Source organism: Anaerococcus lactolyticus S7-1-13 (assembly GCF_000758765.1).
GTDB classification, from domain to species: Bacteria; Bacillota; Clostridia; order Tissierellales; family Peptoniphilaceae; genus Anaerococcus; species Anaerococcus lactolyticus.
Map to the genome: position 1 here is coordinate 96,710 of NZ_JRMW01000025.1, position 13,939 is coordinate 110,648.

The 13,939-nt window shown below is 34.5% G+C and carries 16 protein-coding genes and 1 tRNA gene; 3 read left to right on the top strand and 14 right to left on the bottom strand.

The window, feature by feature from the left end:
• The first annotated feature begins 61 nt into the window (after positions 1–61).
• A complete protein-coding gene (locus tag HMPREF1630_RS02920; protein WP_037326899.1) occupies positions 62–676 on the top strand; it encodes a thiamine diphosphokinase in 615 nt (204 codons plus the stop codon).
• Positions 677–728: 52 nt separating this feature from the next.
• On the opposite strand, the gene HMPREF1630_RS02925 is transcribed toward HMPREF1630_RS02920, so the two are convergent.
• The 9 genes from HMPREF1630_RS02925 to HMPREF1630_RS02965 all read right to left on the bottom strand — a co-directional run bounded on the left by HMPREF1630_RS02925 (position 729) and on the right by HMPREF1630_RS02965 (position 8,812).
• Complete coding sequence (locus HMPREF1630_RS02925) at positions 729–1,955, bottom strand: AI-2E family transporter (protein ID WP_037326902.1); 1,227 nt, start codon at positions 1,953–1,955, stop codon at positions 729–731.
• 40 nt (positions 1,956–1,995) lie between these two features.
• Positions 1,996–2,454 carry an Asp23/Gls24 family envelope stress response protein gene (locus tag HMPREF1630_RS02930; RefSeq protein WP_037326904.1) on the bottom strand — a complete coding sequence of 153 codons (459 nt, stop codon included), beginning with the start codon at positions 2,452–2,454 and terminating at the stop codon, positions 1,996–1,998.
• Positions 2,455–2,464: 10 nt separating this feature from the next.
• Positions 2,465–2,749 (bottom strand): DUF2273 domain-containing protein, encoded by a 285-nt coding sequence (locus HMPREF1630_RS02935; RefSeq protein WP_052039353.1) that lies wholly within the window; start codon positions 2,747–2,749, stop codon positions 2,465–2,467.
• Positions 2,736–3,299 carry an alkaline shock response membrane anchor protein AmaP gene (gene amaP, locus HMPREF1630_RS02940; protein WP_037326907.1) on the bottom strand — a complete coding sequence of 188 codons (564 nt, stop codon included), beginning with the start codon at positions 3,297–3,299 and terminating at the stop codon, positions 2,736–2,738. The genes HMPREF1630_RS02935 and amaP overlap by 14 nt, the downstream gene beginning before the upstream one ends.
• 43 nt (positions 3,300–3,342) lie before the next feature.
• On the bottom strand, positions 3,343–5,265 hold the full coding sequence (abc-f, locus tag HMPREF1630_RS02945; protein WP_004828010.1) for a ribosomal protection-like ABC-F family protein: 1,923 nt from the start codon (positions 5,263–5,265) through the stop codon (positions 3,343–3,345).
• A complete protein-coding gene (locus HMPREF1630_RS02950; protein WP_004828009.1) occupies positions 5,266–5,901 on the bottom strand; it encodes a redox-sensing transcriptional repressor Rex in 636 nt (211 codons plus the stop codon).
• Between the two features lie 3 nt (positions 5,902–5,904).
• Positions 5,905–6,507 (bottom strand): hypothetical protein, encoded by a 603-nt coding sequence (locus HMPREF1630_RS02955; RefSeq protein WP_037326910.1) that lies wholly within the window; start codon positions 6,505–6,507, stop codon positions 5,905–5,907.
• A gap of 8 nt (positions 6,508–6,515) precedes the next feature.
• A complete protein-coding gene (gene typA, locus HMPREF1630_RS02960) occupies positions 6,516–8,333 on the bottom strand; it encodes a translational GTPase TypA (protein ID WP_004828005.1) in 1,818 nt (605 codons plus the stop codon).
• Between the two features lie 101 nt (positions 8,334–8,434).
• Complete coding sequence (locus HMPREF1630_RS02965) at positions 8,435–8,812, bottom strand: ATP-binding protein (RefSeq protein WP_004828003.1); 378 nt, start codon at positions 8,810–8,812, stop codon at positions 8,435–8,437.
• 154 nt (positions 8,813–8,966) lie between these two features.
• Between HMPREF1630_RS02965 and rd the strand changes: the two genes are divergently transcribed.
• Entirely contained in the window at positions 8,967–9,122 is a 156-nt protein-coding gene (gene rd / locus HMPREF1630_RS02970) for a rubredoxin (protein ID WP_004828001.1), read from the top strand.
• A 48-nt stretch (positions 9,123–9,170) separates the two neighbouring features.
• On the opposite strand, the gene HMPREF1630_RS02975 is transcribed toward rd, so the two are convergent.
• The 5 genes from HMPREF1630_RS02975 to HMPREF1630_RS02995 all read right to left on the bottom strand — a co-directional run bounded on the left by HMPREF1630_RS02975 (position 9,171) and on the right by HMPREF1630_RS02995 (position 13,564).
• Positions 9,171–10,049 (bottom strand): hypothetical protein, encoded by an 879-nt coding sequence (locus HMPREF1630_RS02975; RefSeq protein ID WP_037326913.1) that lies wholly within the window; start codon positions 10,047–10,049, stop codon positions 9,171–9,173.
• 51 nt (positions 10,050–10,100) lie between these two features.
• Entirely contained in the window at positions 10,101–11,039 is a 939-nt protein-coding gene (locus tag HMPREF1630_RS02980; protein ID WP_037326916.1) for a YitT family protein, read from the bottom strand.
• A gap of 121 nt (positions 11,040–11,160) precedes the next feature.
• Positions 11,161–12,336, bottom strand: a complete 1,176-nt coding sequence (locus HMPREF1630_RS02985) for a coenzyme F420-0:L-glutamate ligase (RefSeq protein WP_037326920.1) — start codon at positions 12,334–12,336, stop codon at positions 11,161–11,163.
• 115 nt (positions 12,337–12,451) lie between these two features.
• A complete protein-coding gene (locus HMPREF1630_RS02990) occupies positions 12,452–12,832 on the bottom strand; it encodes a zinc ribbon domain-containing protein (RefSeq protein WP_004827992.1) in 381 nt (126 codons plus the stop codon).
• Complete coding sequence (locus HMPREF1630_RS02995; protein ID WP_037326925.1) at positions 12,833–13,564, bottom strand: NAD-dependent protein deacylase; 732 nt, start codon at positions 13,562–13,564, stop codon at positions 12,833–12,835.
• Positions 13,565–13,775: 211 nt separating this feature from the next.
• Between HMPREF1630_RS02995 and HMPREF1630_RS03000 the strand changes: the two genes are divergently transcribed.
• Positions 13,776–13,852: transfer RNA gene (locus HMPREF1630_RS03000), tRNA-Pro, on the top strand.
• The last annotated feature ends 87 nt before the right edge of the window (positions 13,853–13,939 follow it).

The following is a 13,939-nucleotide window of genomic DNA, read 5'->3' on the forward strand; positions in this document are numbered from 1 at the left end:
TTTTTTGCAAAAATAGTTAGGAAGATGGATCATTAATGATATAATAAAATTAGGAGGAGCCATGAAAAGATGTTTTATTATAGGTGGTGGGGATTTTGATGGTTTTTATGATGAGATAAAATCAGAAGACCTCCTAATAACTGCCGACAAGGGTTTTGAATATGCAAAAAAATCTAATCTTATACCGGACTACGCCATTGGGGATTTTGATTCTACAGAAAGACCGAACTTTAAAAATATAATTGTCCTAAATCCAATAAAAGATTTTACAGACACAGTCGCTGCTATCGATTTTGCCATAGAAAAGGGCTACAAGGACATAACAATATATGCCGGACTTGGAGGCAGAGAAAGCCACACAATCTCAAATATAAAATCCATGTTTTCCTACAAAAAAAAGGGGATTGATATAAGGCTTAAGGCTAAAGGCAAGGAAATTTTCCTACTTGATAGGGATTTTTCTTATAAATATAAGGGTGAAGATTTTTATGTTTCAATTTTTTCCCTCACCGAAAAATCAAAACTAGACATAGAGGGTCTTTTTTACGAATTAGATGATTACACAATGGCAAATGACGATGCCCTTGGCGTTTCCAACCAAACCAAGGGATTAGATTTTGAAATCAGGGTTAAAGAAGGAATCCTCCTTGTGATTTTTGAAAATTTTAACATTTAAAAAAACTCTCCTTACTGGATCCTACATACAGGAAGTCAGTAAGAAGAGTTTTTTATTGATAATTTTCAATTCTTTCTTCTCTTAGTTCAATGAAGCTTTTGTTGGTCAATTTTTCTATTTCTTCATCGCTAATAGATTTTTCTTTTAGTTTTTTGGTTGTGTTATCCTCTAGAAGTGTGTAAAGGACTGTAGCTAGTGGGATAAAGGCTATCATACCGAATATTCCAAAAAGTCCCCCGCCGATTATTACCGATACAAAAATCCAAATAGGTGGAAGTCCTTGGTGTTTACCGATTACCAGCGGATAAAACAACTGCTGTTGGACATTTTGTAGGATTAAAATGAAAATCAAAAATACAAGAGCCTTGCCTGGAGAATAGGTGAAAATTAAAATTATACCTATTGATGTGGCTAAGAAGGCTCCAATATATGGAATCATATCAAAGGCACCCATGAGGATTGATATCATTCCTGCTGATGGAAGTCTTAAGACCCACATCCCAATAAAACACGCCACTCCAAGGGCTAGGCAGGATAAAATCCTAGTTTCTAAAAATCTAGCAAAGGAGTCATAGGAAAGTTTTGCCACATAAACAATTTGCCTAGCAGTTTTTTCACTAAGGTTGGCAAAAACAAGTCTTGCTGCTCCATTTTTTAATTTTGTCTTATTCATTGACACATACAAGGAAAAAACAAATCCTATTGATAAGGATAGGATTCCCTGAGATACAGAATTTATTATAGATCCTGTTTTATTAATAAAATCAGAATCAGGTCTGAAAAAGTCTTGGAGAATCTTTGTGAAGCTATCACTTATCCTTTCAATATTGATTTCTTCAAGCCTTGTTACGATAAACTTACTCACATTTGTAAGCAATTTTGACCCATTTATAAAATCTATTAAGGAATTCATAAAGGCAGGGATATTTTCTGATATAACTCCTACAGCCCTTGATAATTCTGGTATCAATACAGTAAGGACTATAGTTACCATGGCGAAAAATATTATCCATGAAAGGATTAGAGAAAAACTTCTCCTTAATTTTTCATGCTTATCGTCCTTAAATATTTTTGTAAAAATTTCATCATGAAAAAAATTCATCGGAAGATTGATTATAAAAGCAATTACCAGTCCGTAAACTATGGGCCTAAAAACCTTATAGGTAGTTTCTAAAATTTCTCCAATCCTATCCAAATAGAAAAATCCAAAAAATATGCCTATTAATAAGATTCCGATGATAAAATATTTTCTTGTTTTTTCTTCAAATATTTCTTTCATACTCACCTCTTAAAAAAGGGCCCAAACTAGGCCCTAAGCTTTAGTACTCATTTTGTTTTTTTTCATTTTCCTTAACTGATTGTTGCTTTTCTTGGTACTCTTTTCTAGTTAAGACATCAACAACGTCCACATTCACAGTTACCACATCAAGGCCAGTCATTTCCTTAACATTTTGGCTGACTGCCTTTTGAATATCATTAAAAATCTGGCGAGCATTTTTTCCATACTCAATTATAACATCCAAGTTGATTTTCGCTTCTTTTTGTCCAACTTCAACATTTACACCAGCTGTGCTCCTGTCTGTAGAGCCAAAAAATGAACCGATGGAATCAGCAATGTTCCCCTTCATATCAAGGATGCCGTCCACATTATTAATGGCAATTCTTGCGATTTTTGCCACAACCTTATCTTGGATTATCAATTTAGATTCTTCATATCCTAATTCTCTACCATCGTTAAGGTCTTTTGTCATTTCTTCTTTATTTAAATTTTCTGTCATTGCCTACTCCTTAATTTAAAATTTTCCTAATTACTTGAAGCACTCTTACATCTTTATCAAAATAAGCTCCTACTAAATAGCCAATAATCATGACCACCCATATGCCCAAGGTTTTGAAAAAACCAAAGTTAAATAGGCACACCAAAGTTAAAAAGCTAATAATAAGTGAGTTTACCTTGCCCTTATTGGTTCGATAGAATTTAAGAAGAGTTGCCTTGTTCTTTTCCCTAATATCAAGTTTTCTCATCTCCACATCTACCATGCTAGGGTCTTTGCTTTTCTTAATATCTTCCATTGCGTCTTACTTCTATTTCTTTCTTATCTAGCTTTAAATCAAGCCTTATATCGTCTAATCCTGTAAAATCTTTAAGATTTTTACTTATTTCTTCCCTCATTTTTTCTGCAAGAGCTTTTAGGTCTTCGCCACCATAATAATCCACAAGAGCCTTCGCTTCTATTCTCTCGTTTTCAATAATGACAGCCTTAGCCTTTAGCATTTTTACATCAAAAAACTTATTTACAGACTTTTCAATCACAGCCTCTAAAGATCTTCTAGTAAGGAGAATACTGCCCTTTTCATCTTCAATAAGGACATCAAAACCCATGTTAGAATTTTGCTTAAGTACGATAAGCAAAACTATTGCAAAGCCTATGAGTAAGATGCCTACAGCCATGAAAAATATTTGAACAAAGGCTTCATTAGACACTAGCCTATAGAGATATTCATTGTAGACAAAGGCTTCAAAAACAGCCTGGCCGTCAATTCCAAAGGCCAAGAACAAGGCCCCCAAGAGGACTACAACTATTAACATAAAAGAATAAAGAAATCTCATTATTTTTCCCATAATAATCTCCTTAGTAATTAATACCCGCTTTAAACTTAATCAATCATTCTTCAAGTTCCATATTAAGGTTGAGCCATTCTTCATCAAGATCATCTCTCATATCCTCGAGGTCTTTCATTTCCCTAAAAACTTCGGCTACCCTTGCCTGATCATCGTAAAAACCTTCTGCCAGGCTTTCTTTGGTCAAATCTTTAATCTTTTTATCAATCTCTTCCATATCCTTTTCGATTGACTTAATTTTATTCTTTATAGCCCTGATTTCATCTCTCTTAAGCTTTTCTTTTTTTCTTTCTTTCTTGATTTGAGTCTTTGTGACTGTGGCCTTTTCCTCCTCAGTCATATTCATTTCCCTGAGTTTTTCTTGGTAATAATTGTAGTTACCCAAGTAAAGGTCCATCCTATCGGACTTCATATCCAAAATTTTTGAGGCGACCTTATTTAGAAAATACCTGTCGTGGGATATTATCAAAAGTGTGCCTTCAAAATCAAGAACGGCATCTTCTAATATTTCCTTGCTATCAATGTCCAAGTGGTTGGTCGGTTCATCCATCAAAATAAAATTACAATCAGAAATCATTAGTTTAAGTAGTGATATTCTCGCCCTTTCTCCACCAGATAATTCAGAAATTTCCCTAAAAACATCTGTATCGTAAAACATAAATTTGGCTAGGTAGGATCTGATTTCAAAGTTGGTTAGCATTGGAAAGGCATCTCTAATTTCATCAAAAATTGTGTTTTCAAGGTTTAAAGACTTTTGTTCCTGGTCAAAATAGCCCACATTTACAGACTCACCCATCTTGGCTTTTCCTCCATCTTGGAAGAGTTCGCCTAAGACAATCTTAAATAGGGTGGTCTTTCCGACTCCATTATCTCCAATGATGGCTGCCCTTTCGTTCCTATAGATATCAAAGGAAATATTTTTAAAAATTTCCCTACCTTCAAAAGACATTCTCAAGTCTTCAACCTTAAGGACATCCATCCCCGATTGGATTCTTGGTGTGAATTTAAGGTTCATGGTGTCGGCAAGTTCTATCGGTTTTTCAATTCTTTCCATCTTATCTAGGAGTTTTTGCCTAGACCTTGATTGGGAAATACCTCTTTTTCTCTTAGAGCCGCCCAGATTTTTTAGCCTATCGATGATTTCCTCTTGTCTTTCGATTTCTTTTTGCTGACTTTTGTATTGGTGGATTCTGACTTCCCTATCTTTTTTCCTCTTATCCATAAAAACTGTATAGTTTCCAGAATAAGTTGACAGTTTGCCATGTTCAAGAACCATCATCCTATTTACTGTAGCGTCCAAAAAATACCTGTCGTGGGAAATAATTATAGCAGTTCCCTTGTAGTTTTTGATGAAATTTTCAAGGAAATTTATTGCCTTTATGTCAAGGTGGTTGGTTGGCTCATCAAGCAAGAGTAAGTCTGGTTTTTCTAGCAAAAGCCCAGCTAGTTCTACCCTCGCCTTTTGCCCACCAGATAAATCAGAAATCTTTTTATTAAAGTCAGCCTTATCAAAACCCATGGCAGAAAGGGTTCCTTCAAGTTCACTTTCAATGGCATAGCCATTTTCACTATGATAGCTTTCAGATTTTCTTGTGTACTCATCCATAATTGCGGCTAGCTTGTCAGGGTCAGTTTCTGTGCTCATCTTTTTTTCAAGATCCCTAATTTCGCTTTCAAGCTTAATTAGTCCCTCAAAAACTGACAAACAATAATCATAGATGGTCATATTAGAATCAAGGCTTAGGATTTGCTCTAAATACCCCACTTTTATATCTTGAGGTATAAAAACTTTCCCATCGTCAGCCCTGAGTCTACCTGTTAGAATATTAAAAAGGGTAGACTTGCCAGCACCGTTTAGTCCAACAAGTCCTGCCTTATCTCCCTTTTCTAAATTGAAACTTAGGCCATCAAATATCACCTTATTGGGATAAGACTTAGCTAAGTTCGATACATTAAGTACATTCATCTAAAAAATAAAATCCTCAGGGGAATTCATAAAATATGTTAAAGTGAATAGCGATTCATCAAGGTGGACAGATTCTATAACAGCCCCATTAGATACCTTTAAATCAACAGGTGAGAAGTTCCAAATTCCCTTAACTCCACCCTTGCATAAAATATCTGCCACTTCCTGAGCCGCTTGTTTTGGTGTGGCAATTATACCGATATCAATCTTATTGTTAGCTAAAAATTCTGGCAAATCATTGACATCTCTTACCTTAAGATTGGAATCAGAAAGAGTCTTTGCCTCAATATCAAAAACAGCTTCAAATTCATAACCCAAGTCCCCAAAAGACTTGTATTGGTAAAGGGCATGACCAATGTTACCATAACCAACAAGAATTATTTTATAATCCTTATCAACACCAATAATCTTAGATAATTCATCAATAAGTTCTTTTACATTATAGCCATAGCCTTGTTGACCGAAACAGCCAAAATGATTTAAGTCTTGTCTAATTTGGCTAGCTGTAAGACCTGTTATGTCTGATAACTCTTTAGATGATACCCTAATTATTCCCTTTTCATTTATGCTTTCTAGGTACCTATAATACTTAGGAAGTCTTTTGATTACAGATAAAGAAATATTTTGTTTTGTCATAAATTAAATCTCCGATTCTTCTTCCTCTCCATCATTTAAGATATGAGAATTTAGTATTTGCCTATCCTCATCGCTTAGACTGTCGTTATTGTTATTATTATCAATCTCAGCAATAATACTGTCTAGCTTTTCATCCCTAATTTTTCTTAACTCTTCTTCACTAAGCTCCACTTTTTCTTCTGTTTCTTCTATTTCTTTCTTATCCCTTAAAGAAATCACATTGAAAAGTTGGATAAAATAAACAACTACCAAGCTTGAATAAAATATCAGTTGGTTATTAGCCAGGAAGAAATCGTTATTTATAACAATCTTCCTAGGAAGCACCCTTATAAAGATAGCCAAGGCCGATAGACCATGGATTGATAAGAATGCAAAGGCTATGCTGGTTATAACAGCAAGCAGAATGGAAAGTCCCCTAGCATTTTTATTTAAAAGTACATCAAAGGAAAAAACAAGCATTCCTATCCATGATCCTAAAAATAAAATATACCAGCAAAGACTTAAAACCCATCCATTAGCGAATCTTTGTGAAATAGTTAAGAGAAATAAGATCATGATAAGAAAGACTAGAATTTTACTAATCCTTCTCTCAAACTTATTTTCCATAGCCACTCCTATTTTTTAGACTTATACCTCTTTTGGGCATCTAGGATTTTCTTTCTAATCCTTAGGTTATGAGGAGTAATCTCAATTAATTCATCCTCTTCGACAAATTCCATCATTTCCTCTACACTCATCTTTTTAGCTGGTGTAAGAATGATTGCATCGTCGCTTCCACTTGCCCTAGTATTAGTCATTTTTTTCTTTTTACAAATATTTACGTCTATATCAAGGCCCTTAGCGTTTGAACCTACAACCAAACCTTCGTAGATTTCTTCACCAGGTTCGATAAATAATTGGCCCCTAGATTGGGCAGCGTTTAAACCATAGGCTGTTGCAAGACCTTTCTCTGTAGCAATTAAGCTGCCTAGAGGTCTTCTTTCAAGGTCACCCTTGTATCTGTCATAGCCTTCAAATTCGGTATTTAAAATACCTGTACCCTTGGTATCGGTCATAAATTCTGTCCTATATCCAATAAGACCCCTTGCAGGAATCCTAAAAATCAATCTGGTATAACCAGAAGCAGATGGGTGCATATCAATCATCTCACCCTTTCTACGACCGAGTTTTTCTATAACTGATCCTGTATATATTTGGTCGACATCTACAGTTGCAATCTCGATTGGTTCAAGCTTTTTGCCATTTTCATCAGTTTTAAACATTACTTCTGGTTTTGAAACTTGAAATTCATAACCTTCACGTCTTAAGTTTTCTATAAGAACTGATAGGTGGAGTTCGCCCCTACCTGAAACCTTGAAGGCTTCAGTTGTTTCTGTTGGTTCAACCCTAAGAGAAACATCAGTTTCAGCTTCCTTAAATAGCCTATCTCTAATATGCCTACTTGTGACATACTTACCATCACGACCTGCAAATGGTGAATCATTTACAGAAAAAGTCATGGAAAGAGTTGGCTCAGAAATTTTTGTAAATTCAATAGGTTCGTGGTCAGCTTCAGTACCGATAGTATCACCAATTCCAATATCTTCCATACCAGAAATAGCTACAATCGAACCAAATTTAGATTCTTCAACCTCAACCCTATTTAGACCATCAAATTCATAAATAGTTACGACTTTAGATTTAACTAACCTGTCTTTTTCGTTGTAATTAGTAATAACTGCTGGAGCATTTTTCCTAATAGTTCCACATTCCACCTTGCCTATAGCAATAGTGCCTAGGTAGTCATTATAATCTGTTGTTGAAACCAAAACCTTAAACTCATCTGTATCAGGTGCTTCAAAGGCTGGTGTGTATTCTATTATAATATCAAGAAGGTCAGTCATATCCTCCTTAACTACACCCTTTTCAAGACTAGCCCAACCTTGTTTTGCTGAAGCATAGACAAAGGGACTTTCAAGGTAAGACTCATCTGCATTCAAAGAAATAAATAAGTCTATAATTTCATCTTCAACTTCATCAATTCTTTGATCAGGTCTGTCTACCTTATTGATACAGATTATAGCAGGAAGACCCAATTCAATAGCCTTCTTAAGTACAAACTTAGTTTGTGGCATTGGTCCTTCGTGGCTGTCTACTACAAGAACAACCGACTCTGCCATATTTAGTACCCTTTCTACCTCTCCACCGAAATCGGCGTGGCCAGGAGTATCTATAATATTAATTTTCATGTCTTTATAAGATACGGCAGTATTCTTTGCAAGAATTGTGATTCCTCTTTCCTTTTCTATGGTATCAGAATCCATAACTCTTTCTTTTACTGCTTCATTTTCTCTAAATAAACCTGATGTTTTTAGTAGGCCGTCTACAAGTGTTGTTTTTCCGTGGTCTACGTGGGCAATTATTGCTACATTTCTAACATCTTCTCTTATCATTCAATCCTTCTTTCATGCTAACAAATTCTATCAATATATTATACCGAATGTGAATTAATTATCAATAAATGGCAAATAAAAACATCCTCTAAAGGATGTTGTTAAGAATTTCGTATAAGACAAGCAATGGTGGATTTATTTATAATTACCCTATCTGATAGTTTTTTTACAAGGTCAATACCCCTACCAGATTCAGAAAATTTTTCAGCTTCTTTCATAAACTTAATGCCAGAACCTTCGTCTTTAACCTTTATTAATATGTAAGCTTCGTCAAAGACTATGGAAATTTCTATAAGCCTGTCCTTATCTTTCTTATTGCCATGCTTATAGGAATTTGCCGTTAATTCATCCAGAATTAGCCTTAGCCTAAAAATTTTACCTTCCTCGTAATAATGCTTTCTAAGGCAATCTATAAACCCATCCCTAAATTTTTTTAATTCTTTAAGGTCAGAATGTATGACCGTCCTAATTATTTCCATCACTTGCTCCTAAAGGATTAATACCCCTTTTTTTATTTTCCTATCATTTTAATCACAAACCAAATTCTTTAGACTAATTCTAAAAAATTCTGTTTAAAATTTCAAATCTGTGGTATAATAAAAACATAGTAGATTATGAAAGGAGACAATTTTAATGAAATACGTATGTACAGCATGTGGATACATTTACGATCCAGCTGAAGGTGATGTTGATAACGGTATAGAGGCCGGTACAGAATTTGCTGATCTTCCAGAAGATTGGGTATGCCCAGTTTGTGGTGTTGGCAAAGACATGTTCGAAGCTGAATAAAAATAATAAAAATTAGAGGCCAAGTGGCCTCTTTTGTTTTGTAAAAATTTATTTCTTTTTTCTGCGTTTATCTCTTTTTTCATTATTCCTAATTACTATTCCTATTACAACTATTAGAGAAATTATAAAAATTAGGGCAATGATTATTATTGGATTTTCTAAGAAAAAAACTTCCTCATCTTCTCCATCTATAGGATTTAATGCCAAAATCTGACTCCTATCATCAGCATCATCTTCTTCCCTATCTGGTTTTACTTCAAGAAGAATTTTTTTCTTTTTCTCTGGTATATCTTCATCAAGTTTTTCTTGATCAATTGAGCTGGGCCTATTTTCGCTTATAGACTTAATCTTATCAGCTGCCTCATTTTCAAGTTTTTTTCTTTGCTGTTCTGTAGTGGCAGCTTGGATTTTTTTATTATAATCTTTTAAAACTTGCTCAGTTTTTTTGCTTACATCCTTAACTTTAACACTAGCCTTATTATCAGTACTTATGCTTGTCTGCATCTCAGCTAAGGCTTTGGATAGGTTTGAGTTTTTGTCTAACTTACTAACCAAGTCATCAACTACCTTTTCTATCCTCTCCATATCTGGATTTTGAGCCTTATCAGGAGCCTGAGCCTTAGGATCTACTGGAGCTTCCCTCCTATCCTTGTAGGCTGAATCTTCTTTTTTGTTATCTGCTGGCTTCACATCGTCTTTTTTATTTGGATCTGGCTTTGCATCAGCCTTATTTTCTTCTTTTTTTGCCGAATCTTTTGGGTTTTCCTCAGGTTTTGAAACTGGAGCTACGCTTTCAGTTATGATTATCTTTTCTCCGGCCTTTTGATTAGGACCATCTTTGCCTTGTTGATCATTTGATGCAAAACTAGTCAAGGGCAGAATGAATGTAAAAAAGCTTATTAATAAAATTTTTATATTTTTTTGCATCTCAAATCACCTTCCTACTAGTATTTTACCCGTATGGAATGGTTTAGACAATCACTCGTCACTATCAAGGCTATCATCTGACGAATACCAACCCTTACCAATTATTGATGAGGTATTTAGGATGGTAATAAAAGAGTATGGGTCGATTTTTTTGATAAATGACCTAAACTTAGCAGATTCAAAGGTGCTTGTCACACAAAAGAATACCGAAATATTTGTGCCTTTATAAAGCCCTCTAGCATCAACTATGGTCGCAGACCTATTTAATTCTTTCTTTATAAAGTTTCCAATCTCTTCAGTCTTTGATGTGATTATGATAAAGAGTTTGGCTGTATTCATTTGCCCAATAATCATGTCAACAAATATCCCCTTCATCATAAGACCTAGAATAGAGAAAAGTCCGATTTCTATGCCGAATATCTTAATAGATGCAATTGTAAATAAAGAATCCACCACCAAAAGTGACTTACCTACTTCAAGTGATGTGTATTTTTTCATAATCATCGCTATGATATCTGTACCACCAGATGAGGCTGCAAGATTAAATAAGATAGCTGAACCCACTGATGACATAAGTAGAGTGAAAATCAACTCAAGCATCTTATTGTCGGTAAGGGAGCCGTTAATTGGAAAAACTCTCTCCAAGGCAAGGGCTGTAAGGGAATTTAGGATGGCAACATAGCCAGTCCTAATTGTAAATTTCTTTCCAATCACAAAAAATCCTATTACAAGTAACACTACGTTATAAAAAAGTGTTAACTGTGGTCGATTGAAGGGTACAAACATTGAAGTAATAATACTCATCCCCTCCACTCCTCCTATTACAAAGGAGTTTGGATATTTAAAAAAGTGAGTTCCACATGCCATAAGTATGGCTGCAAAGCTCATCCAGAATAACTTGTACTCTCTAGTTTTTACATTGCGTTCATCAATATTTCTAATAGGCTGGTTACTTTTCTGACCTTGGTCAAAAGATTCATCAGTTTTCAAATCTACTCTCCATCTTAATAAAATTTACAATTAATGTATGTATCAATTATACAATGAACCAACTTTTATGCTAGTCACCCAGCCAAAGTTGGTTCATTTTTTTCAAATATTTATTTTTGACCTAGTCGTTTGAATAATTATCAAAGTATCCTTGAATTAAAACAACAGGTGTACCCTTATCTCCAGAGCCTGAAATCAAGTCAGATAGTGAACCTAAAAGGTCTGTAATCTGTCTAGGTGTAGTACCTAGTCTCTTATTAGAGTCAGTGTTTTTATCCTTATTTCTAACTAATTTCTTAAATTCTTCTGCAGCTTCTTCGCTAGAAAGTTCTGACAAATCATTGTCTGCTACATATTTTAATTTAAGTTCATATGGTGTACCTGTAAGTCCATCAGTAAACCCTGGTGAAACAACAGGGTCTGCAAGTTCCCAAATATGACCTACTGGATCTTTGAAAGCTCCATCTCCGTAAACCATAACCTCAACGTGTTTGCCAGTTTCATCGATAAGTCTCTTTTGAATCTTATTAACAAAATCTTGAGCATTTCTTGGGAATAGCTTAACAACATTACCTGTAGAAAGATTTGAACCCAATAGACCGTAGTCTGGGTTAAAGCCTGAACCATCAACAGATTCTGTAAGAATTTCATCAAGTTTCAAAACCTTCTTAGCCCCAGCTTCTACAAGTTGTCTTTTTACAATATTTCTAGTATGAATTGATGCAACCAAAATATTATCTGTAAACTTAAGAGCATCTACAGGATTATTTAAGAAATGAATTTCAGAATTCTTAGCGATTTCTCTATAAAACTCAGGATAATCCATCTCAGTGAAAAGATGCTTATAATCTCCAGCTACCTTCCTAAATTCTTCAAGACTTAATACATCAGTATAAGCATTAATATCAGAATTAAAAAGATCCATCTCATCCATAACAAGGTTACCAACCTCATCAGATGGGTAAGATAAACAAATGTGAAGCTTCTTGCCTGATAGGGCAAAAGCCTTAAGTAGGATTGAGAATCTGTTTCTTGATAAGATTGGGAATAATATAGCAACCTCGTCATTATCAAACTTATTTGCAAAATCCTTGGCAATTTGCTCAATTGATGCATAATTACCTTGGCTTCTTGCAAGAAGAGACTCAGTGATGGCTACTACATCCTTATCACGAAGCTTAACTTCTTCTCTAGCTACTTCTTCAACAATATCACCGACAATTTGTACTAAATCGTCACCTTTTTTGACAATTGGTGCCCTAAGGCCCATTGCAACAGTTCCTATTAATCTTGGCATATTTTTCTCCCCTTTCATGCAAATTATACAACCTAATAAAAAGAATTTAAATACCAAGATGAAAAAAATTTTAAATTAATTTATATTCCTAAAAAAACTAAAAAATGCTAAAAGTTTAGCTTTTAGCATCGAATTTTTCCTTACATTTAGGGCATCTGACCTTGATTTTACCCTTATTTTTGGGAATTCTTAACTTTTGTCCACAAGATGGACAAGAAATATACTCAAAACCGTCATCCCTTGAATTACCTTGCTTGGTTTTATCTTTATTGAAAATATTTTTAACAGGATCAATAACATTTTCAACAAAAATTTGATTTTCTTGACTTCTTTTAAGAATATTTGTAGACATAGTCCTATAAATGGCATAAATTACAATAAAAGAAGAAATGCCATTCAAAACTGTAGACTTCATAAAATAAGCCACAACAACCGCAACAATAGCGATCCAAACTAAAAATATTCCGTACTCATCAATACCGTATTTTTTTTGCACCTAATCACCTACTAACCTATCCATAATATCTGCAATATCGCCCTTAATAACATAATCTGCTATTCCATCACGTGGAGTAGTCTCCTTATTAATCAAAACTAATTTATTACCCCTATAAAAATCTATAAGCCCAGCCGCTGGATAAACCACAAGGCTAGTGCCACCGACAATCAAAACATCAGCCTGGGCAATAAGATTAACTGCATAAGAGATATTATCTTGATCAAGTCCCTCACCATAAAGAACAATATCAGGTCTTACAATACCACCACACTCATCACAATGCGCCTCGGCTGGGAATTTTTTCACATAAGCAAGATCAAAATTCTTATGACAGTTCACACAATAATAATCCCTCAAATTTCCATGAAGCTCGATAACATTTTTGCTGCCTGCCTCTTGGTGAAGACTATCAACATTTTGAGTAATCACAGCCTTAAGCTTTCCCATCTTTTCTAGCTTTGCCAAGGCGTAATGAGCCTTATTTGGCTTAATCCCATCAAGCATCAAGTTTTCCTTGCAATAGGTCATAAACTCATCAGGATGGTTAATGAAAAATTTATGGCTTAGCATATATTCTGGAGAATACTTAGAATCGTTCTTCCTGTTATAAAGACCAGTCGCAGACCTAAAATCAGGCACACCAGAAGCAGTAGAAACCCCAGCACCTCCAAAAAAGACTATATTATTAGAATCATTAATAATTTTTTTTACTTCATTAAGAGTATCCATAAAACTCCCTTCCTGTCTAATATCATTATAATCTTTTAAGCTTGACTTACAAGGAATCGACACATAGATTTTACAAAATAAAGCAAATGTGGTATTATACTAATAGACTTTTAAAAAAAGAATCCTAAAAACAAAAAAGAATTTCAAATAAAATCGAGTAAAAATTTGACAAAGGATTTTTAATATAGTATATTAAAATAGTCAGTGATGACGGGGTGTGGCGCAGCTTGGTAGCGCGCGTGTTTTGGGAACATGAGGTCGAAGGTTCGAATCCTTTCACCCCGACCATAAATTAACAACCAACTAGGTTGTTTTTNNNAACCAACTAGGTTGTTTTTTATTGTCCTAAAAAATTAATAGCTTTTATACAAATCA

Coding starts and splice junctions, on each gene's coding strand:
- amaP (WP_037326907.1), bottom strand. CDS start 3,299: ATGGGAAAAATAATGAGATTTCTTTATTCTTTTATGTTAATAGTTGTA.
- HMPREF1630_RS02975 (WP_037326913.1), bottom strand. CDS start 10,049: ATGCAAAAAAATATAAAAATTTTATTAATAAGCTTTTTTACATTCATT.
- HMPREF1630_RS02920 (WP_037326899.1), top strand. CDS start 62: ATGAAAAGATGTTTTATTATAGGTGGTGGGGATTTTGATGGTTTTTAT.
- HMPREF1630_RS02935 (WP_052039353.1), bottom strand. CDS start 2,749: ATGGAAGATATTAAGAAAAGCAAAGACCCTAGCATGGTAGATGTGGAG.
- HMPREF1630_RS02955 (WP_037326910.1), bottom strand. CDS start 6,507: ATGGAAAATAAGTTTGAGAGAAGGATTAGTAAAATTCTAGTCTTTCTT.
- rd (WP_004828001.1), top strand. CDS start 8,967: ATGAAATACGTATGTACAGCATGTGGATACATTTACGATCCAGCTGAA.
- abc-f (WP_004828010.1), bottom strand. CDS start 5,265: ATGAATGTACTTAATGTATCGAACTTAGCTAAGTCTTATCCCAATAAG.
- HMPREF1630_RS02950 (WP_004828009.1), bottom strand. CDS start 5,901: ATGACAAAACAAAATATTTCTTTATCTGTAATCAAAAGACTTCCTAAG.
- typA (WP_004828005.1), bottom strand. CDS start 8,333: ATGATAAGAGAAGATGTTAGAAATGTAGCAATAATTGCCCACGTAGAC.
- HMPREF1630_RS02995 (WP_037326925.1), bottom strand. CDS start 13,564: ATGGATACTCTTAATGAAGTAAAAAAAATTATTAATGATTCTAATAAT.
- HMPREF1630_RS02925 (WP_037326902.1), bottom strand. CDS start 1,955: ATGAAAGAAATATTTGAAGAAAAAACAAGAAAATATTTTATCATCGGA.
- HMPREF1630_RS02930 (WP_037326904.1), bottom strand. CDS start 2,454: ATGACAGAAAATTTAAATAAAGAAGAAATGACAAAAGACCTTAACGAT.
- HMPREF1630_RS02985 (WP_037326920.1), bottom strand. CDS start 12,336: ATGCCAAGATTAATAGGAACTGTTGCAATGGGCCTTAGGGCACCAATT.
- HMPREF1630_RS02965 (WP_004828003.1), bottom strand. CDS start 8,812: ATGGAAATAATTAGGACGGTCATACATTCTGACCTTAAAGAATTAAAA.